Annotated in this window: 22 protein-coding genes; 21 read left to right on the forward strand and 1 reads right to left on the reverse strand. The window is 64.1% G+C overall.

The annotated features are described in order from the left end of the window. The first annotated feature begins 513 nt into the window (after positions 1-513). The 15 genes from PCJ21_RS17880 (at position 514) to PCJ21_RS17950 (ending at position 18,252) form a co-directional block, all read left to right on the forward strand. Positions 514-1,704, forward strand: coding sequence for an aminotransferase class V-fold PLP-dependent enzyme (locus PCJ21_RS17880; protein ID WP_269932786.1), 1,191 nt, complete (start codon positions 514-516; stop codon positions 1,702-1,704). 11 nt (positions 1,705-1,715) lie between these two features. Further along, positions 1,716-2,681 carry an HpcH/HpaI aldolase/citrate lyase family protein gene (locus PCJ21_RS17885; RefSeq protein WP_269932787.1) on the forward strand — a complete coding sequence of 322 codons (966 nt, stop codon included), beginning with the start codon at positions 1,716-1,718 and terminating at the stop codon, positions 2,679-2,681. 13 nt (positions 2,682-2,694) lie between these two features. Further along, entirely contained in the window at positions 2,695-3,879 is a 1,185-nt protein-coding gene (locus PCJ21_RS17890) for a malate--CoA ligase subunit beta (RefSeq protein ID WP_269932788.1), read from the forward strand. 12 nt (positions 3,880-3,891) lie between these two features. After that, on the forward strand, positions 3,892-4,791 hold the full coding sequence (gene sucD / locus PCJ21_RS17895) for a succinate--CoA ligase subunit alpha (RefSeq protein ID WP_018430922.1): 900 nt from the start codon (positions 3,892-3,894) through the stop codon (positions 4,789-4,791). A gap of 161 nt (positions 4,792-4,952) precedes the next feature. After that, positions 4,953-5,927, forward strand: coding sequence for a 2-hydroxyacid dehydrogenase (locus tag PCJ21_RS17900; RefSeq protein WP_269932789.1), 975 nt, complete (start codon positions 4,953-4,955; stop codon positions 5,925-5,927). Next, on the forward strand, positions 5,927-7,225 hold the full coding sequence (locus tag PCJ21_RS17905; RefSeq protein ID WP_269932790.1) for a glycerate kinase type-2 family protein: 1,299 nt from the start codon (positions 5,927-5,929) through the stop codon (positions 7,223-7,225). The genes PCJ21_RS17900 and PCJ21_RS17905 overlap by 1 nt, the downstream gene beginning before the upstream one ends. A gap of 297 nt (positions 7,226-7,522) precedes the next feature. Next, the gene (locus PCJ21_RS17910; protein WP_269932791.1) at positions 7,523-8,248 is read left to right on the forward strand and encodes a helix-turn-helix domain-containing protein; all 726 of its coding nucleotides are present in this window, start codon (positions 7,523-7,525) and stop codon (positions 8,246-8,248) included. A gap of 310 nt (positions 8,249-8,558) precedes the next feature. Beyond that, positions 8,559-9,455 (forward strand): class II glutamine amidotransferase, encoded by an 897-nt coding sequence (locus PCJ21_RS17915; protein WP_269932792.1) that lies wholly within the window; start codon positions 8,559-8,561, stop codon positions 9,453-9,455. A gap of 4 nt (positions 9,456-9,459) precedes the next feature. After that, on the forward strand, positions 9,460-10,197 hold the full coding sequence (locus PCJ21_RS17920) for a GXGXG domain-containing protein (RefSeq protein ID WP_269932793.1): 738 nt from the start codon (positions 9,460-9,462) through the stop codon (positions 10,195-10,197). 8 nt (positions 10,198-10,205) lie between these two features. Beyond that, positions 10,206-11,534, forward strand: a complete 1,329-nt coding sequence (locus tag PCJ21_RS17925) for an FMN-binding glutamate synthase family protein (RefSeq protein WP_269932794.1) — start codon at positions 10,206-10,208, stop codon at positions 11,532-11,534. 28 nt (positions 11,535-11,562) lie between these two features. Beyond that, positions 11,563-12,906: a type III glutamate--ammonia ligase gene (gene glnT / locus PCJ21_RS17930; RefSeq protein ID WP_269932795.1), complete on the forward strand. Its 1,344-nt coding sequence runs from the start codon at positions 11,563-11,565 to the stop codon at positions 12,904-12,906. Positions 12,907-12,986: 80 nt separating this feature from the next. Beyond that, positions 12,987-14,240 carry a sarcosine oxidase subunit beta family protein gene (locus PCJ21_RS17935; protein WP_269932796.1) on the forward strand — a complete coding sequence of 418 codons (1,254 nt, stop codon included), beginning with the start codon at positions 12,987-12,989 and terminating at the stop codon, positions 14,238-14,240. Positions 14,241-14,256: 16 nt separating this feature from the next. Further along, complete coding sequence (locus PCJ21_RS17940; protein ID WP_269932797.1) at positions 14,257-14,565, forward strand: sarcosine oxidase subunit delta; 309 nt, start codon at positions 14,257-14,259, stop codon at positions 14,563-14,565. 47 nt (positions 14,566-14,612) lie between these two features. Continuing rightward, positions 14,613-17,627: a sarcosine oxidase subunit alpha family protein gene (locus tag PCJ21_RS17945; RefSeq protein ID WP_269932967.1), complete on the forward strand. Its 3,015-nt coding sequence runs from the start codon at positions 14,613-14,615 to the stop codon at positions 17,625-17,627. Next, positions 17,620-18,252 (forward strand): sarcosine oxidase subunit gamma, encoded by a 633-nt coding sequence (locus PCJ21_RS17950; protein ID WP_269932798.1) that lies wholly within the window; start codon positions 17,620-17,622, stop codon positions 18,250-18,252. Before PCJ21_RS17945 ends, PCJ21_RS17950 begins: the two co-directional genes overlap by 8 nt. A gap of 206 nt (positions 18,253-18,458) precedes the next feature. On the opposite strand, the gene PCJ21_RS17955 is transcribed toward PCJ21_RS17950, so the two are convergent. After that, complete coding sequence (locus PCJ21_RS17955) at positions 18,459-18,833, reverse strand: hypothetical protein (RefSeq protein ID WP_269932799.1); 375 nt, start codon at positions 18,831-18,833, stop codon at positions 18,459-18,461. Between the two features lie 369 nt (positions 18,834-19,202). Between PCJ21_RS17955 and PCJ21_RS17960 the strand changes: the two genes are divergently transcribed. From PCJ21_RS17960 to PCJ21_RS17985, 6 genes are all read left to right on the forward strand, one after another. After that, positions 19,203-21,896, forward strand: coding sequence for a phosphoenolpyruvate carboxylase (locus PCJ21_RS17960; protein WP_269932800.1), 2,694 nt, complete (start codon positions 19,203-19,205; stop codon positions 21,894-21,896). A gap of 43 nt (positions 21,897-21,939) precedes the next feature. After that, positions 21,940-23,244, forward strand: a complete 1,305-nt coding sequence (glyA, locus tag PCJ21_RS17965; protein WP_269932801.1) for a serine hydroxymethyltransferase — start codon at positions 21,940-21,942, stop codon at positions 23,242-23,244. A gap of 83 nt (positions 23,245-23,327) precedes the next feature. Beyond that, a complete protein-coding gene (locus PCJ21_RS17970; protein ID WP_269932802.1) occupies positions 23,328-23,975 on the forward strand; it encodes a response regulator transcription factor in 648 nt (215 codons plus the stop codon). A 278-nt stretch (positions 23,976-24,253) separates the two neighbouring features. Further along, positions 24,254-24,571: a hypothetical protein gene (locus PCJ21_RS17975; protein ID WP_269932803.1), complete on the forward strand. Its 318-nt coding sequence runs from the start codon at positions 24,254-24,256 to the stop codon at positions 24,569-24,571. Positions 24,572-24,582: 11 nt separating this feature from the next. Beyond that, positions 24,583-24,966, forward strand: a complete 384-nt coding sequence (locus tag PCJ21_RS17980) for a hypothetical protein (RefSeq protein WP_269932804.1) — start codon at positions 24,583-24,585, stop codon at positions 24,964-24,966. Positions 24,967-24,978: 12 nt separating this feature from the next. Beyond that, positions 24,979-25,146 (forward strand): hypothetical protein, encoded by a 168-nt coding sequence (locus PCJ21_RS17985; RefSeq protein ID WP_269932805.1) that lies wholly within the window; start codon positions 24,979-24,981, stop codon positions 25,144-25,146. The last annotated feature ends 2 nt before the right edge of the window (positions 25,147-25,148 follow it).

Here is a 25,148-nt window from a genome sequence, read left to right on the forward strand (position 1 = left end):
TCTCGACGCAGCGGCGTGAGGCGGGCATTCTTGTGGATGTTCATTCGGACCCTCCGGAGAGTGCTGTAGCTTGGTAACTCCAGTCTCCTCGGTCCGGTCCGAATGGACAACCTCCTGAAAGCTCACAACTAGGTCACCAAGGCCAGCTCTTCCGTCGGCCAAACGTCTAGAGTGGCTCCGATGGATACACTCCATCTGGGCGCAGCGACGGCCAACGGTAGCTGACATCTCCGCAGGAACGAGCCGCATGGGGTCGACCTGTGCTGCACAGCGCTGGCGGTTCCGGCCTGACCGCATCAGGTGGAGTTCGTTGCCTGCCATTCACCAGGTATCGGGTAGGCTCAGGCCTATCCGAAGGGTTGCCTGCACCTCTTAACGAGTAGGTGCGGGCCAACGCCCAAAGGTCCGCGAATCTATCCCGACAGGTGTTGTGAGGGTCGGGGGCAAAACCGATCATCTTCCCGAAAGCCACAGACAGGCACTACGCCGCAACAGTCTTCGGGAGGACTTTTCATGGCCGGCTTCAATCAGCTCTTTGTTCCAGGACCGACCAACGTTCCGGAGACGGTCCGGCAGGCTATGAACATGCCGATGGAGGACATGCGCGCGCCGGATTATCCTGCTTTCACGCGTGGCCTGTTCACCGACCTGATGAAGGTCTTCCGCAACGAGACCGGCCGCGCCTTCATCTTCCCATCGTCGGGAACCGGTGCCTGGGAGTCGGCGATCACCAACACCTTGAGCCCCGGCGACCGCGTGCTGATGTCGCGCTTTGGCCAGTTCTCGCATCTGTGGGTCGACATGGCCGAGCGCTTCGGCCTCGACGTTGACGTGGTGGACGCCGAATGGGGCACGGGCGTTCCGGTCGAGATCTACGCCGAGCGTCTCGCCAAGGACAAGGAGCACCGCATCAAGGCGGTCTTCGTCACCCACAATGAAACCGCAACCGGCGTCACCAGCGATGTCGGCGCGGTTCGCGCAGCACTGAACACCGCCAAGCACCCGGCGCTGCTGTTCGTCGACGGCGTGTCGTCGGTTGGCTCGATCGACTTCCGCCAGGAAGAGTGGGGCGTCGACTGCGCTGTGTCAGGCTCGCAGAAGGGCTTCATGCTGCCGCCCGGCCTCGGCTTCCTGTCGGTCAGCCAGAAGGCGCTCAACGCTGCCAGGACCGCCAAGTTCAGCCGCTGCTACTTCTCCTTCGAGGACCAGATTCGTGCCAACGACACCGGCTATTTCCCATACACGCCGGCGGTGCAGTTGCTGCGCGGCCTGCGCGCTGCCCTCGACCTGATCCAGGAGGAAGGCCTCGACAACATCTTCGAGCGCCACAACCGTCTGGCAACGGGCGTGCGCAAGGCGGTCGACGCCTGGGGCCTGAAGGTTTGCGCCAAGGAACCCAAGTGGAACTCCGATACGGTCAGCGCCATCCTGGTGCCTGAGGGCATCGACAGCGCCGAGGTCGTGCGCCGCGCCTACCATGGCTACCAGGTCTCGCTCGGCGTCGGTCTCAACAAGGTCGCCGGCAAGGTGTTCCGCATCGGCCATCTCGGCTGGGTCAACGAAGTGATGATGTGCGGCGCGATCTCGGCCGCCGAAATGGCGCTGCGCGACGTCGGCGTGAAGGTGCAGCCGGGTTCCGGCGTGGGCGCCGCCCTCGAGCACTATCGCCTGTCGGCTCAGCCAGCCGTCGCCAAAGCGGCCTGAGGGAGGATCGCATGAGCCATACTCTCCACCATCTGCGCAAGCTGCGCTTGCAGCGCTCGGAACTGGCAGTCCCCGGCTCCAACCCGGAGATGATCCGCAAGGCTGCCGACGGCGACGCCGACTACATCTTCCTCGACATCGAGGATGCGGTGGCGCCGCCTGACAAGGAGCGGGCGCGGAAGAACATCATCCAGGCGCTGAACGAGATCGATTGGCGCGCCAAGGGCAAGACCATCTCGGTCCGCATCAACGGCCTCGACACCCACTATATGTACCGCGACGTGGTCGACGTGATGGAACAGGCCGGCGACAAGCTCGACACCATCCTGGTGCCGAAGGTCGGCGTCCCCGCCGATCTCTACACGGTCGACGCCATGGTCAGCCAGATCGAGATGGCAAAGGGTTTCAAGACCCGTGTCGGCCTCGAAGCCCTGATCGAGACCGCACTTGGCATGGCCAATGTCGAGGCGATCGCCGCCTATGGCGGCCGGCTCGAGGCGATGCATTTCGGCGTCGCCGACTACGCCGCCAGCTGCAAGGCGCGCACCGTCAGCATCGGCGGCCTCAACCCCGACTATCCCGGCGACCAGTGGCACGCCGCCCTGTCGCGCATGACGGTCGCCTGCCGCGCCTACGGACTGCGCCCGATCGACGGACCCTTCGGCGACTTCTCCGATCCGGAGGCCTACATTGCCGCGGCCAAGCGAGCGGCAGCACTCGGCATCGAGGGCAAGTGGGCTATCCACCCCTCGCAGATCGAGCTGGCGAATGCGGTGTTTTCGCCACCGGAAAAGGAAGTCACCCGCGCCCGCCGCATCATCGAGGTGCTGAAGGAAGCCGAGGAGCAGGGCAAGGGCGCCGCTGCCCTCGACGGCAAGATGATCGACGCAGCGTCGGAGCGCATGGCGCGCAACGTGCTGGTCATGCACGAGGCAATCGAGCAGTCGGCGCGGTCGCGCACGAGCCTGCCGAACTGAGGAGGAGTGCGACATGGATATTCATGAATACCAGGCCAAGGAACTGCTCTCGCGCTACTCGGTGCAGATCCCGCGCGGCGGCCTTGCCTACAGTCCCGAACAGGCGACCTATCGCGCCAGCGAAATCGGTGGCGGCAAGTGGGTGGTCAAGGCGCAGATCCATTCGGGCGCACGCGGCAAGGCCGGCGGCATCCGCATCTGCAGCACCGACAACGAAGTCTCCGATGCAGCCGAGTCCATGCTTGGCCGCAAGCTCGTGACAAACCAGACCGGCCCCAGGGGCAAGCTGGTGTCGCGCCTCTATGTCGAGGAAACCGTCGACATCCGCCAGGAACTCTATCTCGGCATCGTGCTCGACCGTAAGTCCGAGCGCGTCATGATCGTGGCCTCAGCCTCGGGCGGCATGGAGATCGAGGAGATCGCCGAAAAGCAGCCGGATTCGATCATCCGCGCCATCGTCGACCCGGGCGCCGGCATGCAGCAGTTCCAGGCCCGCGAGATCGCCTTCGGCCTCGGGCTGGAAAACAGCCTGATCGGCAAGGCCGTCGATACGCTGCTCGGCTGCTACCGCGTGTTCCGTGATTTCGACGCCTCGATGCTGGAGATCAACCCGCTCGTCGTCACCAAGGACGGCAACCTGATCGCGCTCGACGCCAAGATGTCGTTCGACGAAAATGCGCTGTTCCGCCGCGCCGAAATCTCGGAGTTGCGCGACAAGTCGCAGGAAGATCCGCGTGAAACCTTCGCCAGCGACCGCGGCCTGTCCTATGTCGGCCTCGACGGCAATATCGGCTGCATCATCAATGGCGCCGGCCTCGCCATGGCGACGATGGACATGATCAAACTGTCGGGCGGCGAGCCGGCGAACTTCCTTGATATCGGCGGCGGCGCCTCGCCAGAGCGTGTTGCCAAGGCTTTCCGAGCCGTGCTCGCCGACAAGAATGTCGACACCATCCTTGTCAACATCTTCGCCGGTATCAACCGCTGCGACTGGGTTGCCGAGGGCGTCATCAAGGCTATCCGCGAGGTCGGGGTGAAGGTGCCGCTGGTCGTCCGCCTTGCCGGAACCAACGTCGAGGAGGGCCGTCGCATCCTCGCCGAGTCCGGCGAAAAAGTGATCGTCGCCGAGACGCTGGCTGAAGCGGCCGAGAAGTCTGTCGAGGCAATGCGTGCCTATTCCAAGTCGAAGAAGAACTGAGGGGAGGTCGAAATGGCAGTACTCTTGAACCGCCGGACGCGCGTCATCGTCCAGGGCCTCACCGGCAAGATCGGCTCGTTCCATGCCGATGACATGAAGCGCTACGGCACCAACGTGGTCGGCGGCGTGACCCCCGGCAAGGGTGGGCAGGTTCACCAGGGCATCCCGGTCTTCAACACCGTCCGGGGCGCGGTGCGCGAAACAGGCGCCGAAGCCTCCATCGTCTTCGTGCCGCCGCCCTTTGCGGCCGACTCGATCATGGAAGCGGCCGAAGCCGGCCTGAAGCTTTGCGTCTGCATCACCGACGGCATTCCCTCTCAGGACATGATGCGGGTCAAGCGCTACATGCGTCGCTTCCGCTACGAGGACCGCATGCGTCTCGTCGGCCCCAACTGCGCCGGCGTCATCACGCCCGGACAGGCGCTGATGGGCATCATGCCCGGCAACATCTACCTGCCGGGCCGGGTCGGCATCGTCGGCCGTTCGGGAACGCTCGGCTATGAGGCCGCCTCGCAGATGAAGGCGCTCGGCATCGGCGTGTCGACCTCGGTCGGCATTGGCGGCGACCCGATCAATGGTTCGTCGTTCAAGGACATCCTCAAGCTGTTCGAGGATGATCCCGACACCGATGCCGTTGTCATGATCGGCGAGATCGGCGGTCCGCAGGAAGCCGAAGCCGCCGAATGGGCCAGGCACAACATGCGCAAGCCGCTGATCGCCTACATCGCTGGCCTGTCGGCGCCGAAGGGCAAGCGCATGGGCCATGCCGGCGCCATCATTTCGGCCTTCGGCGAGTCCGCCCAGGAAAAGGTCGAGATCCTGCGCGAGGCAGGCGTGACGATCGTGCCGACCCCGGCCGCCTTTGGCCCGACCGTCGCCGGTGTCCTCGAGCAGCAGAAGAAGGCCGCCTGACCCGGCCTTCTGGGGGAGCTGGCCCCGGTCGGCTCCCCCAATTTTCGGCCCCGGACCGCCAAGTCGTCCACGATTGTGACTTGGCACGGGGCGCAATATGCGAATGCTGGGCGTCCTGGCGCGGCCATCCGGCCCGCGACGCTTCGAAATGAGACTGGGAAATGACCATGAAACCTCGCGTAATCGTCACGCGGCGCTGGCCTGCGGCAGTCGAGCAAGTTCTTGCTGAACGGTTTGACACGACCTTCAACAAGGGCGATGCCCCCTTGGGCCTGACCGAACTCAAGGCCGCGTTTCTGAATTTTGACGCCATCCTGCCGACCGTCAGCGACAAGCTGCCGGCTGCGGTGTTCCCGGATGCCGAGATCCGTACGCAGATTCTCGCCAATTTCGGCGTCGGCTTCAGCCATATCGACATCGCCGCCGCCAAGGCTCGCGGCATCGCTGTCACCAACACGCCGGGCGTGCTGACCGACTGTACCGCCGACATCGGCATGAGCCTGCTGCTTTCCGTCGCCCGGCGCGCCGGCGAGGGCGAGCGCCAGCTGCGCGCCGGCCAGTGGGCTGGCTGGTGCCCGACCCACATGATCGGCACCAAGGTGACTGGCAAGACCATCGGCATCATCGGCATGGGCCGTATCGGCAAGGCGATGGCCAGGCGCGCCCATTTCGGCTTCGACATGGACGTCGTCTTCTACAACCGCTCGAAGGTCGACGACGCGGAAACCCGTGCCATGGGCGCGCGCCAGCTCAGCAGCATCGAGGAGGTGCTGGCGGCGGCCGACTTCGTGTCGCTGCATTGCCCCGGCGGGGCCGAGAACCGTCACCTCATCGACGCCGACCGGCTTGGCGCGATGAAGCGCGGCGCCTTCCTCATCAACACGGCACGCGGCGACGTGGTCGACCAGAAGGCCCTGGTGGCCGCATTGCGCGAAGGCCAGATCGCCGGCGCCGGCCTCGACGTCTATGACGGCGAACCCGATGTGCCCTCCGCTTTGATCGAAATGCAGAACGTCGTGTTGCTGCCGCATCTGGGCAGCGCGACTGAAGAAACGCGCGTCGCCATGGGCATGAAGGCGGTCGACAACCTGACCGCCTTCTTCGAAGGCCGCGCTTTGCCAGACAAGGTGGTGTGATGATCCTCGACCGCTCGGCTCCCGCTGTGACCATGCTCCGTGAACAGGCAGTCAGCCTGTTTCGGGAAGGCGTGGCTGCATCGGATCCCGAGCGGGCGGTGATCGCGGCGCTCGAAAGCCGGGTCGGCGAAATCGCGGCGGCAAACCGTGTCATCCTGATCGCCCTCGGCAAGGCGGCGTGCCCGATGGCCCGCGCGGCTCTACCCTACGTTGGCGGCAAGCTGCATATCGCCTGTGCGGTCACCAATAGCGAAAACGTGGCCGCTATCGACGGTGTCGATGTCATTGCCGGCGGCCACCCGTTGCCCGACGAAGGCAGCATCGCTGGCGCATACGCCATCGAGCGTGCTGCGCGTTCGGCTGCAGCGGGCGACCTGGTGCTGGTGCTGGTCAGCGGCGGCGGTTCCGCCCTGATCTGTGCGCCGGCGCCCGGCGTATCGCTGGCCGACAAGATCGCGCTCAACAGCGCGCTCATCCGCTGCGGCGCCGAGATCAACGAGATCAACGCCGTGCGCCAGCAGTTCTCGCGACTGAAAGGCGGCCGGCTGGCACAGCTTGCATCCGGCGCGAAGGTGCTGTCGTTGATCCTGTCCGATGTGCCGGGCGACGATGTCGGCATCATCGCCAGCGGGCCAACCGCCCGGCCGTCCGCCAGCGCTTCCGACGCGCTCGGCATCATTTCGCGCTACGGCCTGTACGATAGATTGCCCGCCACCCTTCGTGGCCATATCGACAATCTCTCGCTGCGCGGACCGGAGACGAGCTTCGCGCATGTCGAAAACGTCATCGTCGGATCCAATGGCATCAGCCTGCAGCAGGTGATGGACAGCGCCGGCGCCGATTATCCGGTGGTGGTCAAGGCGGATGACTGGCTGAGCGGAGATGTCTCCGACGTGGCGGAGACCCTGCATCGCATGGCGATCTTTGCGTCGAGCCAGCGCGGCCCGGTTGCCATCGTCGCCGGGGGTGAGCCGACGGTGCGCGTCGCCGGCAACGGGATCGGCGGCCGCAACCAGGAGCTCGCGCTGCGCTTCGCATTGCTCAACGAATGGACCTCGATCAAGCGCCCATGGGTGTTTCTCAGCGGCGGTACCGACGGCCGCGACGGCCCCACCGATGCCGCCGGCGGCATCGTCGATCCGGGCTCGACGGCCTGGATGCGCAAGCTCGGCTGCAATCCGGTGGCGCTGCTGGAGAACAACGATTCCTACCACGCGCTGGAAACATCGGGCGACCTGCTGATGACCGGAGCCACCGGCACCAACGTCGCCGATCTGCAAATCCTGCTGATGCAGTGACCCGCAAGTCTCTGTTGTGAAGGATATTTGAATAGTCTGCGATTGCATCGCCGAAGCCTGATGCTGCGAACGCGCGAGCTTTCGCTCGGACGAGGGTGACGGCTGCACCACGTCGGCGCCGTCGCGGTGTTCACCGAGATCGTTCTGGCGTGGATTCGGGATGTCCCGTGCAAGGCTTGATACGCCGCGCCGCGGGCCGATTCAGGCCGGCCGGCTGTCCACGACATTGTTGCCGCGACTGTTGTGAAAATCGTGAGAAATGTTTACTCTCGGTGAAATAGATTCAACGAGGTAGGCATGGCGAAGGAAAAGGCGGCATCGGCAAAGAAGAACGGCAACGCTGGCCCGGCTGCCGTGACCAGTGGTGCGGCCAAGGCAGCCCTGGCGCGCGTTTCACCGCTGACCCAGGATCCGCATGCCACCCGCGACACCCGTGAAAAGGTGCTGGAGGTGGCCATCGGCCACGAGGTCCGCGCTTTCCGCAAGAAGCTCGGCATCACCGTCGCCGACCTTGCCGCCACCACAGACATTTCGCTCGGCATGCTGTCGAAGATCGAAAACGGCATCACCTCGCCGTCGCTGACCACGCTCCAGGCGCTGTCGCGCGCCCTGGGCGTGCCGCTGACGGCTTTCTTCAAGCGCTTCGAAGAAGAGCGCAACGCGGTTTTCGTCAAGGCGGGCGAGGGCGTCGACGTCGAACGCCGGGGGACCCGCGCCGGCCACCAATACACGCTGCTCGGCCACATCGGCTCCGACACGTCGGGCGTGACGGTCGAGCCCTACCTCATCACTCTCAGTGAAGACTCGGACGTCTTCCCGACCTTCCAGCACGACGGCATGGAATTTCTCTACATGCTGGAAGGCGAGGTGGTCTATCGCCACAGCAACAACCTCTACCGCATGACCGCGGGCGACAGCCTGTTCTTCGATGCCGACGCTCCGCACGGCCCCGAAGAACTGACCCGTCTGCCGATCAAGTATCTGTCGATCATCTCCTACCCGCGCGGCCGCGGCGGCGACTGATAGTCTAGCGACAGGGCAGGGCGCTATCGCCCGCCCGATCCATCTGCAGTCATGGTTTTATGAGCGCTGGCCCAACCGTTGGGCCGGCTTTTTGGCGTCGGCGCTCAAATTCCCGATATCGTTTGCAATGTCTGCCGTGCTTCTCGCCGCCGGACTGCGGAAACCATTGCGGAATCCCGGCGAGGCGCCGCCTCGGGTCGAGCACCCGCCCAGTGTTTTTCTACAGGAATAAAAAATTCATGTGAGTTGAATTGGGTTCGGGAACCTGCTAGCTTTTGTCACAGGCAGCCAATCAGGTGAGGAAACTGGGATGTGCGGAATTGTAGGACTCTTTTTGAAGGACAAGTCGTTGGAGCCGCAACTCGGCGCCCTTCTGTCTGAAATGCTGGTAACCATGACCGATCGCGGCCCCGACAGCGCGGGCATCGCCATCTACGGCGGCGGCACCAAGGGTCATGCCAAGGTCACCATCCAGTCGGCCAACCCGGACTCGGATTTCAAGGGTCTCGACGCCGAACTCGGCAAGAAGATCGGCGCCAAGGTTTCGTCGACTGTGAAGTCCACCCATGCCGTGCTCGACGTGCCGACCGACAAGGTGGCGGAAGCGCGCGTGGCACTTGCCGAGCTGCGCCCCGACGTCCGTGTCATGGGCGCCGGCGAAGCGATCGAAATCTACAAGGAAGTCGGCCTGCCGGTCGAAGTGGTGAAGCGCTTCGACGTAACCTCGATGGGCGGCAGCCACGGCATCGGCCATACCCGCATGGCCACCGAATCCGCCGTCACCACGCTCGGCGCCCATCCTTTCTCGACCGGTCCCGACCAGTGCCTGGTGCACAACGGCTCGCTGTCGAACCACAACAACCTGCGCCGCGAGCTGATCCGCGACGGCATGCGCTTCGAGACCGAAAACGACACCGAAGTGGCGGCAGCCTACCTGTCGTCGAAGATCGCCCATGGCCAGAATCTCGGCGAGGCGCTGGAAAGCAGCCTCAACGACCTAGACGGCTTCTTCACCTTCGTCGTCGGCACCAAGAATGGCTTCGGCGTCGTCCGTGACCCGATCTCCTGCAAGCCCGCCGTCATGGCCGAGACCGACCAGTATGTCGCCTTCGGTTCCGAATATCGCGCCCTCGCCAATCTGCCTGGCATCGAAGACGCCAGGGTGTGGGAGCCCGAGCCGTCCACCGTCTACTTCTGGGAGCACTAAGATTATGCATTCAACAAATCTTGCGACGTCCCCGCTGCACCAGGTCAACTACACGCCCAAGGTGTTCGATCTTTCGAAGAACACGCTGCGTGAGTTCAACCAGGCGCTGCACCAGGTTACGGACGCGTCCACCGAACCGAACTGGGAAGTTCTCAACCCCAAGGGCAGCCATGCGGTGGCCGTTGGCGCCGAGCATCCGATCTCGATCGATGTGCAGGGATCGGTCGGCTACTACTGCGGCGGCATGAACCAGCTCAGCACCATCACGGTGCACGGTTCGGCCGGCCCCGGCGTCGGCGAAAACATGATGTCGGGCACGATCATCGTGAAGGGTGACGCCAGCCAGTATGCCGGTGCTACCGGCAAAGGCGGACTGCTGGTCATCGAAGGCAACGCCTCGTCGCGCTGCGGAATCTCGATGAAGGGCATCAATATCGTCGTGCGTGGCAACATCGGCCACATGTCGGCCTTCATGGCCCAGTCGGGCAACCTCGTCGTGCTCGGAGACGCCGGCGATGCGCTGGGCGACTCGATCTACGAAGCCCGCCTGTTCGTGCGCGGCTCGGTCAAGAGCCTCGGCGCCGACTGCATCAAGAAGGAGATGCGCCCCGAGCACATCGCCATCCTGAAGGACCTGCTCGACCGCGCCGGCATCACCGACGTCAAGCCGGAGGAGTTTTCGCGCTATGGTTCGGCGCGTACGCTCTACAACTTCAACATCGACAACGCCGACGCTTACTGAGGAACAAAATGAGCTATCACAATCCTCCGACGACGCCACGTAAGTCGGCCACGTTCGATGAATACGCGATGTCCGAAATCCGTCGCGCCGCAGCGACGGGCATCTACGACATCCGCGGCTCGGGCGCCAAGCGCAAGGTCCCGCATTTCGACGACCTCTTGTTCCTCGGCGCCTCGATCTCGCGCTATCCGCTCGAAGGCTACCGCGAAAAGTGCGACACCTCTGTCGTGCTGGGTACGCGTTTCGCCAAGAAGCCGATCGAGCTGAAGATTCCGATCACCGTCGCCGGCATGAGCTTCGGCTCGCTGTCTGGCCCGGCCAAGGAAGCGCTTGGCCGCGGCGCAACGCTGTCCGGCACCTCGACGACCACTGGCGACGGCGGCATGACCGAGGAAGAGCGCGGCCACTCCAAGCAGTTGGTCTATCAATACCTGCCGTCGCGCTACGGCATGAACCCGCGTGACCTGCGCCGCGCCGACGCCATCGAAATCGTTGTCGGCCAGGGCGCAAAGCCGGGCGGCGGCGGCATGCTTCTGGGCCAGAAGATCTCCGACCGCGTCGCCGAGATGCGCACCCTGCCCAAGGGTATCGACCAGCGCTCGGCCTGCCGTCACCCCGACTGGACCGGTCCCGACGATCTCGAGATCAAGATCCTCGAAATCCGCGAGATCACCGACTGGGAAAAGCCGATCTACGTCAAGGTCGGTGGCGCGCGCCCCTACTACGACACCGCGCTTGCGGTTAAGGCCGGCGCCGACGTCGTCGTGCTCGACGGCATGCAGGGCGGCACCGCCGCGACGCAGGAAGTGTTCATCGAGCATGTCGGCCAGCCGACGCTCGCCTGCATCCGTCCGGCAGTGAAGGCGCTCCAGGACCTCGGCATGCACCGCAAGGTTCAGCTGATCGTCTCCGGTGGCATACGCAATGGTGCCGACGTGGCCAAAGCACTCGCCCTCGGCGCCGATGCAGTATCCATCGGTACTGCGGCTCTCATCGCTCTCGGCGACAACGACCCGCGTTGGGAGGAAGAATACCAGAAGCTCGGCACAACCGCCGGCGCTTACGACGACTGGCACGAGGGCAAGGACCCGGCCGGCATCACCACGCAGGATCCCGAGCTGATGAAGCGCGTCGATCCGATCGCTGCTGGTCGCCGACTGGCGAATTACCTGAAGGTCATGACGCTCGAGGCACAGACCATCGCCCGTGCCTGCGGCAAGAATCACCTGCACAATCTCGAGCCTGAGGATCTCTGCGCTCTTTCGATCGAAGCAGCAGCCATGGCTGGCGTGCCGCTAGCGGGAACGAGCTGGGTACCTGGGAAGGGTGCCTTTTAAAACCAACGGATTGGGAGGAGCAATTCATATGGGTACGGCCTTTGAAGCCAAAACGGATCAGTCGGAGGTGACTGATCTCAGGGAGTTCGCAAGAGCTCGCAACATCAGGTACTTCATGGTCTCGTATACGGACCTGTTCGGTGGCCAGCGCGCGAAGCTGGTACCCGCACAGGCCATATCGGACATGCAGAAGGAAGGAGCCGGCTTTGCCGGCTTCGCCACGTGGCTGGACCTGACGCCAGCCCACCCCGACATGCTGGCCGTGCCGGACCCGACCTCGGTGATCCAGCTGCCGTGGCGCCCCGAAGTGGCATGGCTCGCTTCGGACTGCCTGATGGAAGGCAAGGGCGTGGCCCAGGCGCCGCGCAACACGCTGAAGCGCCTCGTCGCCGAAGCCGCCAAGGAAGGCATGCGGGTCAAGACCGGCGTCGAGCCGGAGTTCTTCCTGACGACACCCGATGGCAACCAGATCGCCGACGAGTACGACACCGCGGCCAAGTCCTGCTACGACCAGCAGGCGGTGATGCGCCGTTTCGACGTCATCGCCGAGATCTGCGACGCGATGCTCGACCTCGGCTGGAAGCCCTACCAGAACGACCATGAAGACGCGAACGGCCAGTTCGAGATGAACTGGGAGTATGACGACGTTCTCCAGACCGCCGACAAGCACTCGTTCTTCAAGTTCATGGTTCGCTCGATCGCCGAAAAGCACGGTCTGCGCGCAACCTTCATGCCCAAGCCGTTCCAGGGACTGACCGGTTCGGGCTGCCATGCGCATATCTCGGTATGGGATCTCGCCGGCAAGTCGAACGCCTTCGCCGACAAGAGCATGGAGCTCGGCCTGTCGGAAAAGGGCCGCCATTTCCTCGGCGGCATCATGAAGCATGCGTCGGCGCTCGCCGCGATCTGTAATCCGACCGTCAACTCGTACAAGCGCATCAACGCCCCGCGCACCATCTCGGGCGCGACCTGGGCGCCGAACACGGTGACCTGGACCGGCAACAACCGCACCCACATGGTGCGCGTGCCCGGCCCCGGCCGCTTCGAGCTGCGTTTGCCAGACGGCGCTGCCAACCCGTACCTGATGCAGGCCATCATCATCGCGGCCGGCCTCTCGGGCATTCGCTCGAAGGCCGATCCCGGCCCGCGCAGCGACGTCGACATGTACCGCGATGGACATACGGTCACGCACGGCGCCAAGCTGCCGCTCAACCTGCTTGACGCGCTGCGGGCCTATGACGAGGACAGCGAACTGAAGGCTGCGATGGGCGAGGATTTCTCCGCCGCCTACATCAAGCTGAAGAACCAGGAGTGGAACTCCTACGCGTCGCACTTCACCCAGTGGGAACGCGACCACACGCTGGACGTCTAAGACGCCAGCGACGGCCCAGCGCCCGGCCATCAGGTCGGGCGCCGGCCAGACATTTGTCAAATTTCGCCGGAACACACGCGATGAAATATTCGATCTTCTCACTCGCCAAGGCTGCATTGTCCGGCCACAAGGGCTGGACCCGGGCGTGGCGCGATCCGGCGCCAAAGAGCCATTATGACGTGATCATCGTCGGCGGCGGCGGCCACGGACTGGCGACTGCCTATTTCCTCGCCAACGAGTACGGCATCCGCAACGTCGCGGTGCTGGAAAAGGGCTGGATCGGCTCCGGCAACGCCGGCCGCAACACCACCATCATCCGTTCCAACTACGGCCTTCCCGGCAACACCGGCTTCTACGAGATGTCGATGAAGCTGTGGGAACGCATGGAGCAGGACCTCAACTACAACGCGATGGTCAGCCAGCGCGGCATCATCAACCTGTACCATTCCGATGCCCAGCGCGACGCCTTTGCCCGCCGCGGCAACACCATGCGCATCAACGGCATCGACGCCGAACTGCTCGACGCCGTGCAGATCCGCAAGGAACTGCCGTTCCTCAATTACGACAGCCCGCGCTTCCCGATCATGGGCGGCCTGATGCAGCGCCGCGGCGGCACCGCCCGCCACGATGCCGTGGTGTGGGGTTATGCCCGCGCCGCCGACCAGCGCGGCGTCGACATCATCCAGAATTGCGAAGTCACCGGCTTCGTGTGCGACCACAATGGCAAGATCACCGGCGTCGAGACGTCGCGCGGCAAGATCAGCGCCGGCAAGGTCGGCATGGCGGTCGCCGGCAACACCTCGCGCGTCGCTGCGATGGCGGGCATGAAGCTGCCGATCGAAAGCCACGTGCTGCAGGCCTTCGTCTCCGAGGCGATCAAGCCGCTGATCCCCGGCGTCATCACCTTCGGCGCCGGCCACTTCTACATCAGCCAGTCCGACAAGGGCGGCCTGGTCTTCGGCGGCGACCTCGACGGTTACAACAGCTATGCCCAGCGCGGCAACATGCCTGTCATCGAGGATGTCTGCGAAGGCGGCATGGCGGTCATGCCGATGATCGGCCGCGTCCGCATGCTGCGCCAGTGGGGTGGCATCATGGACATGTCGATGGACGGCACGCCGATTATCGACAAGACCCCGATCGACGGCCTCTATCTCAATGCCGGCTGGTGCTACGGCGGCTTCAAGGCGACACCTGCTTCCGGCCTCGTCTTCGCCCATCTGCTGGCCCGCGACGAGCCGCACCCCGAAGCCGCGCGCTTCCGGCTGGACCGGTTCCGCCGCGGCGCGATGATCGACGAAAAGGGCCAGGGCGCCCAACCCAACCTGCACTGAAAGCGAGACTGGCGGAATGCGTATTGCATGTCCTTTCTGCGGCGAACGCGAGAACGGCGAGTTCACCTATCTCGGCGACGCCTCGCCCAAGCGGCCCAACTTCGCTGCCGACGGCGGCGAAAGCCCCGAATGCGTCGAAGACGCTTTTCATGATTACGTCTACCTGCGCGACAACGTCGCCGGCGTCATGCGCGAGTACTGGTACCACGGCGGCGGTTGCCGCTCCTGGCTGATCGCCGAGCGCAACACGGTGACGCACGAATTCAAATCGGTGACGGCGGCGCCCGGTGTGGGCGCGTCCAGACCGGTGCAGGCAGGAGAGTGACCATGTCGGGCTATTCCCAAACAGAACCGCTCGGCAGGACAGCGACCATGGAAGGCAACACCAATGCGCGCGGCAACGCAGCGGCGGCGACGCAGTCGCATCGGTTGCGCAGCGGCGGCCTGATCGATCGCAAGGCGCCGCTCGAGTTTTCCTTCGACGGCAAGAGCATGACCGGCTTTGCCGGCGACACGCTGGCCTCGGCGCTGATCGCCAACGGCGTCAAGCTGGTGGCGCGGTCGTTCAAGTACCACCGCCCGCGCGGCATCATCACCGCCGGATCGGAAGAGCCGAGCGCGCTGGTCGAAATGCGCACCGGTGCCCGCAAGGAGCCGAACACGCGCGCCACCACGCAGGAACTCTACGATGGGCTGATCGCCCAGAGCCAGAACCGCTGGCCGTCGCTGCGCCGCGACTTCCTGTCGATCAACCAGCTGTTCTCGCCGATCTTCGTCGCTGGTTTCTACTATAAGACGTTCATGTGGCCGGCGAAGTTCTGGGAAGCGATCTATGAGCCGCTGATCCGCCGCGCCGCCGGTCTCGGCAAGAGTGCCGAACTGCCCGATCCCGATCATTACGACAAGGCCTGGGCGCATTGCGACGTGCTGGTGGTCGGCGCCGGTCCCGCTGGTCTGTCGGCGGCGCTCGCGGCTGGCCGCGCCGGGTCACGCGTCATCCTCGTCGAGGAAGACAGCCGCCTCGGCGGCCGCCTGCTCAGCGACGGCGGCGAGATCGACGGCATGCATGCCGAGGAGTGGGTGCGGCGCACGACCGACGAACTCGCCTCGCTTCCGAATGTTCGCATGATGGTCCGAACCGCCTTGTTCGGAGTCTATGACGGCGGCGTCTATGCGGCGCTCGAACGCGTCAACGACCATGTCCCGGTGCCGGGTCCGCACCAGGTCCGCCAGCGCCTCTGGCGCATCGTCGCCAAGCGTTCGGTCGTCACCGCCGGCGCCATCGAGCGGCCGATCGTCTTCCCGGGCAACGACCGTCCGGGCGTGATGATGGCGTCCGCCGTTCGCACCTATGTCAATCGCTTCGCGGCCATGCCGGGACGCAAGGTGGCGCTGTTCACCAACAACGACGACGGCTGGCGCACTGTCGAGGCAATCCAGCAGGCCGGCGGAGATATCACTGCGGTCATCGACCCTCGCGGCAAGGTGCCGGCGGAATACCAGGCGGTGGCTGAACTGTCAGACCTGCGCGTGCTTTCGGGCGGCGTCTCGGACGTCAAGGGTGGCGTCGACGGCGTGCGCGGTGTTGTCGTCACCGACAGCAATGGCCGCACGCAGCAGATCGAGGCCGACTGCCTTGCCGTTTCAGGCGGCTGGAACCCCAATGTCGGCCTGTCGTGCTTCCATCGCGGCAAGCCGGTGTGGCGTGACGACATTGCCGCGTTCATTCCCGGCGAGGCGCCGAATGGCATGGTCATGGCGGGTGCCGCGCGTGGCGAGTTTTCGCTCGGCGCCTGCCTGCGCGACGGCCATGCCGCCGGTGCGGCGGCGGCTGCCCAATGCGGCGCTTCCGGCAATGCCGGCGAGGCATCGGAAGCCGGCGACGAGGTCTACGCGATCTCGCCGCTGTGGCAGGTCAAGGCCAAGGGCAAGGCCTTCGTCGACTTCCAGCACGACGTCACCGCATCCGACGTGACGCTGGCGCAGCGCGAAGGTTTTGAGAGCGTCGAGCATCTCAAGCGCTACACCACGCTTGGCATGGCGACCGACCAGGGCAAGACCTCCAACATCACCGGCCTCGCCATCATGGCCGAAGCCACCGGCCGCAGCATTCCGCAGACCGGCACGACGATCTACCGCCCGCCCTATTCGCCAGTGGCGATCGGCGCGCTCGCCGGCCACCACCGCGACGAGAACTTCCATGCCTGGCGGCTGACCCCGTCGCATCACTGGGCCGCGGCACGCGGCGCGGTATTCGTCGATACGGGCCTGTGGAAGCGCGCGCAATGGTATCCGCAGCCGGGCGAGAAGGATTGGCTGGAATCGGTGACGCGCGAAGTGCTTGCCGTGCGCAACGGCGTCGGCTTCTGCGACGTCACGACGCTCGGCAAGGTCGATGTGCGCGGCGCGGATGCCGGCACCTTCCTCGACCGGGTCTATATCAACGCCTTCTCATCGCTGGCGGTCGGCAAGGCGCGATACGGCCTGATGCTGCGCGAAGACGGCATCGTGATGGATGACGGCACGACGTCGCGCCTGGCCGAGGACCACTACTTCCTGACCACCACGACGGCCAAGGCCGGACCCGTGATGGCGCATCTCGAATTCTGCCGCCAGGTGCTGTGGCCCGAACTCGACGTGCAGTTGTCGTCGGCCTCGGACCAGTGGGCGCAGTTCTCCATCGCCGGACCCAACACGCGCAAGCTGCTGCAGGCGCTGGTCGATCCCAGCGAAGACATGTCCAACGAGGGCTTCCCGTTCATGGGGGCTCGCGAAGTCAAGCTGCGTGGCGGCGTCACCGCCCGCCTGTTCCGCATTTCGTTCTCCGGCGAGATCGCTTTCGAAATCTCGGTTCCGGCGCGCTACGGCGCGGCGATGGCCGAGAACCTGATGATCGCCGGCAAGCCGTTCGGCGTTACGCCCTACGGCACTGAAGCGCTCGGTGTGATGCGTATCGAAAAGGGCCACGTGGCCGGTCCCGAACTGAACGGCACGACGACGGCGGACGACCTCGGACTCGGCAAGATGATGTCGAAGAAGAAGGACTTCATCGGCCGCGTCATGGCCGGCCGCGAGGCGCTGACGGCGCCGGACCGCCAGGTGGTGGTCGGCATCAAGCCGCTCGACGCCAAACGTCGCCTGCGCTCGGGCGCGCATGTCGTCCCGAGGGGAGCTATCCCCGGGCCGGACACCGATCAGGGTTATGTCACCTCGGTCTGCTACTCGCCGATGCTCCAGCAGTGGATCGGACTCGGCTTGGTGGAGCGTGGCCGCGAGCGCTCAGGCGAAATCGTCCGCATCCACGATCCGTTGCGCAACGAGGACTACGAAGCCGAGATCTGCAACCCAGTCTTCTACGATCCCGAGGGAGTGCGCCAGCGTGGCTGATTTTTCCTGGAACACCCAATCGCCGCTGCAAAGGGCGCTTGTCGCCGGTCATCACGGCGTCCCCGCACTGCAGGCGGGCGTCGTCCTGACAGAGGTTCGCAACATCGTGCTGGTCCAGGTCATGGCGCGCCGCGGCAAGGCGGCGGACACCGCCAAGGCGGCCAAGAAGCTGTTCGGCATCGAACCGCCGAACAGCCCGAAGGCCGCTTTCGGCAAGTCGGCGACGCTGGTGTGGTCGGGCCCCGACCAGTTCACCGTGTTTGCGCCGCGTGCCGACGAAGCGTCCCAGCTCGACGCGATGAGCAAGGCCTTTGCCGGCAGCGCCTCGCTGTCCGAGCAGTCGGACGGCCGCTGCCTGATCCGGATGACCGGGCCGCGCGCGCGTGACGCCATCGCCAAGTTCTCGTCGCTCGACCTGCACGGCGACGTGTTTCCGGTCGGAACCGCGGCGAACACCTCGGTCGACCACACAGCGGTCAATCTCTGGCGCGAAGCCGATGGCGCCGATGGGCAAGCTGTCTACGCCATGCTGGTGTTCACCAGCTTCGCCGACAGCCTGTGGCACACCATCGTGGACTCCTCACTGGAATATGGCGTCGATACATCGAGCACCCGCGCTGCCTGACACGCCATCGTGAATTGCCGCATCAAGACATAACCCCGCCATTCCGGCGGGGTTATTTTTGTCGGCGATGACCAGACGCTCTAACTTGCTGAGTTGGCGCATCGTGCTTTCCGAAAATCGGGTCCGATTTTCGGGCCGATGCGCTAGAAACGACAAAAGCCGCGGCGCAAGGCGCACGCGGCGTTGCAGGTCGCTGTTGAGAGCGATCAGGCCTCGACGCAGGCCTTGCGCAGCTGGATCGCTGATGCCGTCGGACGCAACAAGGACAGCGTCAGCCGTTCGACACAGATCGGCATGACCAGCTTGGCGCCGTCGGCATAGAGAGAGCCGCCCGAGGCGCGGAACGAGCCTTTGTCAACGATGGTTTCGAGGACGTCGCGCGTTCTGAGCGGCAGCAGGTCGGTGCACGCGCTCATGCGAGCAAAGACGTGGCTGATGGGGACGTTCAGGGCTTCCACCGCCACGAGAGGTTCCTCGTTGCCTTCCTTCCATTCCTCCAGCGCCTCGAGCGCGTCATGGAAGGCGTTCTGGAGGGTGATGGGGGCGTGGCCCTCATAGAGTTCCGGCAGCACTTTGTGCATGTGCGTGTTCCTCTTCAAGCTCTGATTGATCGTGCTGCGGCGATGCGTACTACGATACTGGGCTCCACTTCGTTGCACCTCCCGTATTTGCCTATCATGCAAGATATTTGCACAAGAGTTAAAACTCGTCCACTGCAAAACGTGCTGGATCAATGCCTGCGGGCAACTTGTTTGCATGCAGCCGAATTGCAGCTTTTCGATCATCGTTCGGCCAGTGAAGTGACCACCCGAACGAATGGGAAATCTACCCATCCGGGCGTTTTCAAAGTGACGGAAACCCGTTCTGCTCGCTGTCGGAAAAACAGCATTTCGGGATGGCTGGCACGGTTGTGCGGCACCCGGAGCAACACAAGATGATCGGGTGTCGCTTTGCAGGAGAGCAGACCTCTCAGCTTTCGCGAGGACGTGCGCAGCCTGTTGTTCAGGTTGCTGGTTTCTGTCGTCAGCGAACGTGAACCCAGCCTCGCGGACGTGCTGACCGGACGCGTCAGCCTGGACGAACTCGTCGCCGAACATCGGATTTCAGCGTTGCAGGCGACCGGCATCTGGTTCCAACTGGTGGCGATCGCCAACGAACTGCTGGCCATGCGCTCGCGCCGCGAACTGGAGCAGATGGGCGGCGCCGACGATGTCATCGGTTCCTTCTCCAATGTGATCGGCGAGATCGCCGCCGCCGGCTACCCGGCCGAGGAGATCCAGGCCACCCTCGACGGGTTCAGCGTAGGGCCGACCATGACGGCGCATCCCACCGAGGCCAAGCGCGTCACCGTCCTTGAGATCCACCGCCGCATCTACCGCAAGCTGACCGAGTTGGAACAGCAGCGCTGGGCGCCACGTGAGCGTGAACAGCTGATCGACGACCTCAAGAGCGAGATCGAGCTGCTCTGGATGTCGGGCGAATTGCGGCTCGAGCGGCCCTCGGTCGAGCGCGAGATCGCCTGGGGCCTGCATTTCTTCCGCGAAGTGATCTTCGAGGCGACCCCCAAGCTCTACGACAGCGTCGAAGACGCCCTGGCGCGTCACTACCCGAAGCATGACGTCAAGGTGCCGTCATTCATGCGCTATGCGTCATGGATCGGCGGCGATCGCGACGGCAATCCCAACGTCACCGCCAAGACCACCGCCTACGCGCTCAACGAGTGCCGCCAGGCGGTCGTCGGCTGGTACATCGGGCAGGTGCGCAAGCTGGTCACCGTGCTCAGCATCAGCGCCAACGTGGTCAACGTGCCGGAGACCTTCACCAAGGCGCTCGGCCATGCCTTGCATCGCAGCGGCAACGCTTCCGAGATCGTGGCGCGCAATCCGGACGAGCCGCTGCGCCAGTTTGCCGGCGCCATGCTCGACCGGCTCGAGGCAATGCGCGGCGAGGCGTCGGCCAAGCCCTATGCCCGCTCGGATGCCTTCAAGGCTGACCTTCGCGAACTTGAAAACGTGCTCGCGCAGCTTGGCGGCAAGCTTATCGCCAGGCGTTTCGTGCGGCCCTTGCGCCAGCAGGTCGAGACCTTCGGCTTCCGTACCGTTTCGCTCGACATCAGGCAGAATTCCACTGTCGTCAATCGCGTGCTCGGCGAACTGTTCAAACTGGCCGACCCGGCCACCGCACCGGCGCCCGACACGCCGCAATGGACGGCGCGCATCCGAGCAGCTCTGAACTCCGGCGAGCAACTGGAGGTGGACCGGCTGGCACTGTCGGAGGAAGCGCAGGAGCTTCTCGACCTGTTCGACGTCATCCGCAAATCCTCCGCCGGGCTCAATGGCGGGGCGGTCGGCGCCTTCATCTTGTCGATGACACGCTCCAGCGACGACCTGCTGGCGGTCTACCTCCTGGCCCAGTATTCGGGGCTTGCGACGGCCATGGACGGGAGCGGAACCATTGCCCTTCGCGTCGTGCCGCTGTTCGAAACCATCGCCGACCTGCGCGCCGCCCCCGAAATCCTCGACCAGCTGTTCGGCGTTTCCATCGTTCGCCGTTCGGTGCGCGATTTCGGCAACGCCCAGGAGGTCATGCTCGGCTATTCGGACTCCAACAAGGATGGCGGCTTCCTGGCCTCCAACTGGGAGCTGAACAAGGCGCAACGCCGCATCACGGCGCTTGGCATCAAGCGCAAGGTCAAGATCAGCTTCTTCCATGGGCGCGGCGGTTCGGTCAGCCGCGGCGGCGCACCGACCGGACGGGCCATTGCGGCACAACCGGCAGGAACCATCGGCGGCGCCATGCGCGTCACCGAGCAGGGCGAGGTCGTGTCGTCGAAATTCGCCAATCGCGGCACCGGCCTCTACCAGCTGGAAATTCTCGCTGCGAGCGTCTTTGCCCATTCGGTCAAGTCGCAGAACGAGGCCGAGCTGAAGGACAATCCCGAGTTCAGCGAGGCGCTCGAAGCGCTGACCGGCATGTCGCAGGCGTCCTATTCGGGCCTGATCAACGAGCCGGGCTTCATCGACTATTTCAACCAGGCGAGCCCGGTCGAGGAGCTGTCGTTGCTGAAGATCGGCTCGCGCCCGGCGCGCCGTTTCGGCGCGCGCGACATCTCCGACCTGCGCGCCATTCCATGGGTCTTCGCCTGGAGCCAGAATCGTCATCTGATGACCAACTGGTATGGCATCGGCAGCGCGCTGAACTCGTTCGTCAACGTGCGCGGCGATGCCGGGCTGGAACTGCTCAGGCAGATGTTCGAGCGCTCGCGCTTCTTCCACCTCGTCGTCGACGAAGTCGACAAGGGTCTCTACCAGACCGACATGGACATCGGCTGCCTGTATGCGGGGCTGGTGCAGGACCGGGAAGTTGGCGAGCGTATCTTCCGCAAGATCTCGGCCGAATACGCCCTGACGCGACGGATGATCTCCGAAGTCAATGGCGGGCTCAAGCTGTCCGAGCGGTTTCCCGCTTTCAAGCGCCACTTCGACCGCATCCGTCCGCAGATGGACTCGATCCACCGGCTGCAGGTGCAGCTGCTGCGCGAAGTTCGCGCCCAGGACGGCGCCACCGCCAACCCCAAGCGCGCCGTCAACGCGCTGCTGCTTTCGATCAACTGCATTTCCGCCGGCCTCGGCTGGACCGGATGACCACATTTACCGGCGCTGCGATGCGCCACAAGGGAGGAACCTCATGAACATTCCCACCAGACCCGGTATCGGCAGCGCCCGGCACTTCTTCCGCACCGAGCTCGCCCAGGCGGATCCAGCGGTCAGCGCTTCGATCGGACGCGAGTTGCAGCGCCAGCGTGACGAGATCGAGCTGATCGCATCGGAAAACTTCGTCTCCAAGGCGGTGCTTGAAGCACAGGGCTCGGTGCTGACCAACAAATATGCCGAGGGCTATCCCGGCCGCCGCTACTACGGCGGTTGCGCCTATGTCGACGAGATCGAGGATCTGGCGCGTGAGCGCGCCAGGACGATGTTCGGCTGCAGCTTCGCCAACGTCCAGCCCAATTCGGGCAGCCAGGCCAACCAGTCGGTGTTCATGGCGCTGATGAAGCCGGGCGACACTTTCCTCGGCCTCAACCTGGCAGCGGGCGGACACCTGACGCATGGCGCACCGGTCAACCAGTCCGGCAAGTGGTTCAACGTCGTCTCCTACGGCGTCAAGCCCGACACGCACCGCATCGACATGGACGAGGTGCGCGACCTCGCCCGGAAGCATCAGCCCAAGGTGATCCTGGCTGGCGGCTCGGCCTATCCGCGCATCATCGACTTCAAGGCGTTCCGCGAGATCGCCGACGAAGTCGGCGCCAAGCTGTTCGTCGACATGGCGCACTTTGCTGGCCTGGTTGCCGGTGGCGTGCACCCCAACCCGCTCGAGCACGCCCATGTCGTGACGACGACCACCCACAAGACCCTGCGCGGTCCGCGCGGCGGCATGGTCCTGTCCAATGACGAGGAGATCGGCAAGAAGATCAATTCGGCTGTTTTCCCGGGCCTCCAGGGCGGCCCGCTGATGCATGTCATCGCCGCCAAGGCGGTGGCTTTCGGCGAGGCGCTGACACCCGACTTCAAGGTCTATGCCGCAAACGTCGTTTCCAACGCCAAGGCGCTGGCAGGGACGCTGCAGGAAGGCGGTGTCGACATCGTTTCCGGCGGCACCGACACGCATCTCATGCTGGTCGACCTTCGCCGCAAGAAGCTGACCGGCAAGGCGGTGGAGGCGGCTCTTGGGCGCGCCCACATCACCTGCAACAAGAACGGCATTCCGTTCGATCCCGAGGGTCCGATGGTGACATCGGGTGTCAGGCTCGGCACGCCGGCCTGTACCACGCGCGGCTTCCTCGCCGAGGAGTTCCGTCAGGTCGGGCGCATGACCATGGCCGTCATCGATGGCCTTGCCGCCAACGGCGAGGAGGGCAACGCCAAGATCGAGGCGGCCGTTCGCGAAGAAACGCACGATTTGGTCGGCCGATTCCGAATCTACGACTGATTTTTGTCGCGGAAGAACAGGCATGCCTTGGCGAATTCGGTTGGAATGCGCCAAGGCATGATGCCGATCTCGATGGCGGGCAGATGGCGCAACAAAAAAAGCTGAATGTCCTGATAGCCGAGCGCAACCCGCTGGTGATATCGGCTTTGCGCGACATGATCAGCCGCGATGAGCGTTTCGCCTTCGTCGAGGGCGTGCAAAGCGGCGAGGCCTTCGTCAAGGCCGTCGCGGCGAACCAGCCCGCATTCGACGTCGCCATAGTCGCCTGGAAGCTGTCCGACATGGATGCCAGCGAGGTGCTGGCCGAATTGCACCGCCGCCAACTCGTCGCACGGATGGTCATCTTCTCCAACGACCACGATATCGGCATTCTGAAGCAATGCGTGCGGTTGGGCGTGCAAGGCTTCTGCTATCAGTTCGACGATCCGTGCATTTTGTTCGACACGCTGCTTGCGGTCGCCAACGGCCGTATCTGCATTCCCTATATCGACGTCGCCAGGATCAACGAGACGCCACTGTCGCGTCTGACCACGCGCGAACTCGAACTGCTGGGCGTGCTGGCCGATGGCTGGACCAACCTGCAGATCGCCACGCGCACCGGCATTTCGGAGAACACGGTCAAGTACCACCTCAAGAATCTTTACGACAAGCTGGGCGTGCGCAACCGCGCCATGGCGGTGGCTCTCTACGCCAGCGAGAAAAAGCGCGGCCCCCAGGCGGTTCAGCGCTAGCCCGCAAGGCTCGCCAACGCGACTCGACATCCCAGACAGCCAAATCGGGCCGGAATCACCGTTCCCGCGTCGATCTGCGACTGCCTGTGTAAAATTTCCGACGCCTTGTCGGCGTCTCAAAAGCCAACGGAATCAACACATTCCGGATTCGCCCAAAGTCGTAGTGCGACACGAGCGCGCATCGGTCGCTTGACAGAAAATTGACTTTGCCTGACATTCCTCAGGGGAAATTAATTTCCCGCACAATGAAGCCGAAAACGGCCAGGAGGAGGAGGAAAATGGAAGCAGCGTTAGTTCATCCAAGCGACGATGCGAGCCTCGACGCACGCATTCACAAGATGCATGCCCGCGATCGTGCCGGCCTGATCGTGTTCATAGTGGTGCTGTGGTGCACCCTGCTGTTCGCGCTGTTCAGCGTCTGGTCCTATATCTCGATCCCGGCCATCCGCATCATTCTTTCGGTCGCCTGCGGGCTTGTCTTGACGTTCAACACGGCGGCGATCGTCGCCATGCTGCGTCACTACACCGAGGACAAACACTTTATCTATGGCCTCGACCTCAAGCATCTCGACGAGATGCACCGGCGCAGGGGCTGAGGAAAGCAACAATGGCTTACAAACCTCCGAAACAGGGCCTCGCAGGCCAGATTTTCGACGTCTTGACTTTGCTGGTGCTGACCGTCGGCGCGCTCTACGTGCCGCTCTATCTTGGCCTTGCGGGTGCAGCCAAGGTGCCGAACCCGATCGCCAATCCGACCTGGGAAGCGCTCGGCCAGAACGCCACCGAACAGCAGCAGTGGGCGGCGCTCGGCATCACCGATCCGGCGGCCGCCAACGACATCATCACCGCCCGCTTCGACTACAGTTTCAGCTGGGCGGCGCTGATCGTCATGGCCGTGCTGGTCATCGGCTACTTCGTTCTGGTCGTGCGCCTGTCCGACAGGGAGTACCGCGAAGTCATCGCAGAACGCTTCGGCAACAAGAAGCGCTAAGGGGAGGTCGAAATGGATACCTGGAACATCCTGGAATACGCAGCCTGGGCTCTGTCGGCCATGTTTGGCGTCCTGATGCTCATCGATCTCATTCGCATCGATACGACCTACGACAACGAGCTGCTGATCTCCTCTCGCGAAGGCGAGATCGAGGCGACGGCGGAACGCCACGAGATCTGAGG

The organism is Aminobacter sp. HY435 (assembly GCF_027568395.1).
Classification (GTDB): Bacteria; Pseudomonadota; Alphaproteobacteria; order Rhizobiales; family Rhizobiaceae; genus Aminobacter.

What these genes read in the sequence shown, in the direction of transcription:
- PCJ21_RS17945 (WP_269932967.1), top strand. Translation starts at nt 14,613, where the DNA reads ATGGAAGGCAACACCAATGCGCGCGGCAACGCAGCGGCGGCGACGCAG.
- PCJ21_RS17925 (WP_269932794.1), top strand. Translation starts at nt 10,206, where the DNA reads ATGAGCTATCACAATCCTCCGACGACGCCACGTAAGTCGGCCACGTTC.
- PCJ21_RS17905 (WP_269932790.1), top strand. Translation starts at nt 5,927, where the DNA reads ATGATCCTCGACCGCTCGGCTCCCGCTGTGACCATGCTCCGTGAACAG.
- PCJ21_RS17940 (WP_269932797.1), top strand. Translation starts at nt 14,257, where the DNA reads ATGCGTATTGCATGTCCTTTCTGCGGCGAACGCGAGAACGGCGAGTTC.
- glnT (WP_269932795.1), top strand. Translation starts at nt 11,563, where the DNA reads ATGGGTACGGCCTTTGAAGCCAAAACGGATCAGTCGGAGGTGACTGAT.
- PCJ21_RS17920 (WP_269932793.1), top strand. Translation starts at nt 9,460, where the DNA reads ATGCATTCAACAAATCTTGCGACGTCCCCGCTGCACCAGGTCAACTAC.
- PCJ21_RS17935 (WP_269932796.1), top strand. Translation starts at nt 12,987, where the DNA reads ATGAAATATTCGATCTTCTCACTCGCCAAGGCTGCATTGTCCGGCCAC.
- PCJ21_RS17900 (WP_269932789.1), top strand. Translation starts at nt 4,953, where the DNA reads ATGACCATGAAACCTCGCGTAATCGTCACGCGGCGCTGGCCTGCGGCA.
- PCJ21_RS17980 (WP_269932804.1), top strand. Translation starts at nt 24,583, where the DNA reads ATGGCTTACAAACCTCCGAAACAGGGCCTCGCAGGCCAGATTTTCGAC.
- PCJ21_RS17970 (WP_269932802.1), top strand. Translation starts at nt 23,328, where the DNA reads ATGGCGCAACAAAAAAAGCTGAATGTCCTGATAGCCGAGCGCAACCCG.
- PCJ21_RS17910 (WP_269932791.1), top strand. Translation starts at nt 7,523, where the DNA reads ATGGCGAAGGAAAAGGCGGCATCGGCAAAGAAGAACGGCAACGCTGGC.
- sucD (WP_018430922.1), top strand. Translation starts at nt 3,892, where the DNA reads ATGGCAGTACTCTTGAACCGCCGGACGCGCGTCATCGTCCAGGGCCTC.
- PCJ21_RS17955 (WP_269932799.1), bottom strand. Translation starts at nt 18,833, where the DNA reads ATGCACAAAGTGCTGCCGGAACTCTATGAGGGCCACGCCCCCATCACC.
- PCJ21_RS17975 (WP_269932803.1), top strand. Translation starts at nt 24,254, where the DNA reads ATGGAAGCAGCGTTAGTTCATCCAAGCGACGATGCGAGCCTCGACGCA.
- PCJ21_RS17880 (WP_269932786.1), top strand. Translation starts at nt 514, where the DNA reads ATGGCCGGCTTCAATCAGCTCTTTGTTCCAGGACCGACCAACGTTCCG.
- PCJ21_RS17915 (WP_269932792.1), top strand. Translation starts at nt 8,559, where the DNA reads ATGTGCGGAATTGTAGGACTCTTTTTGAAGGACAAGTCGTTGGAGCCG.
- PCJ21_RS17985 (WP_269932805.1), top strand. Translation starts at nt 24,979, where the DNA reads ATGGATACCTGGAACATCCTGGAATACGCAGCCTGGGCTCTGTCGGCC.
- PCJ21_RS17885 (WP_269932787.1), top strand. Translation starts at nt 1,716, where the DNA reads ATGAGCCATACTCTCCACCATCTGCGCAAGCTGCGCTTGCAGCGCTCG.
- glyA (WP_269932801.1), top strand. Translation starts at nt 21,940, where the DNA reads ATGAACATTCCCACCAGACCCGGTATCGGCAGCGCCCGGCACTTCTTC.
- PCJ21_RS17890 (WP_269932788.1), top strand. Translation starts at nt 2,695, where the DNA reads ATGGATATTCATGAATACCAGGCCAAGGAACTGCTCTCGCGCTACTCG.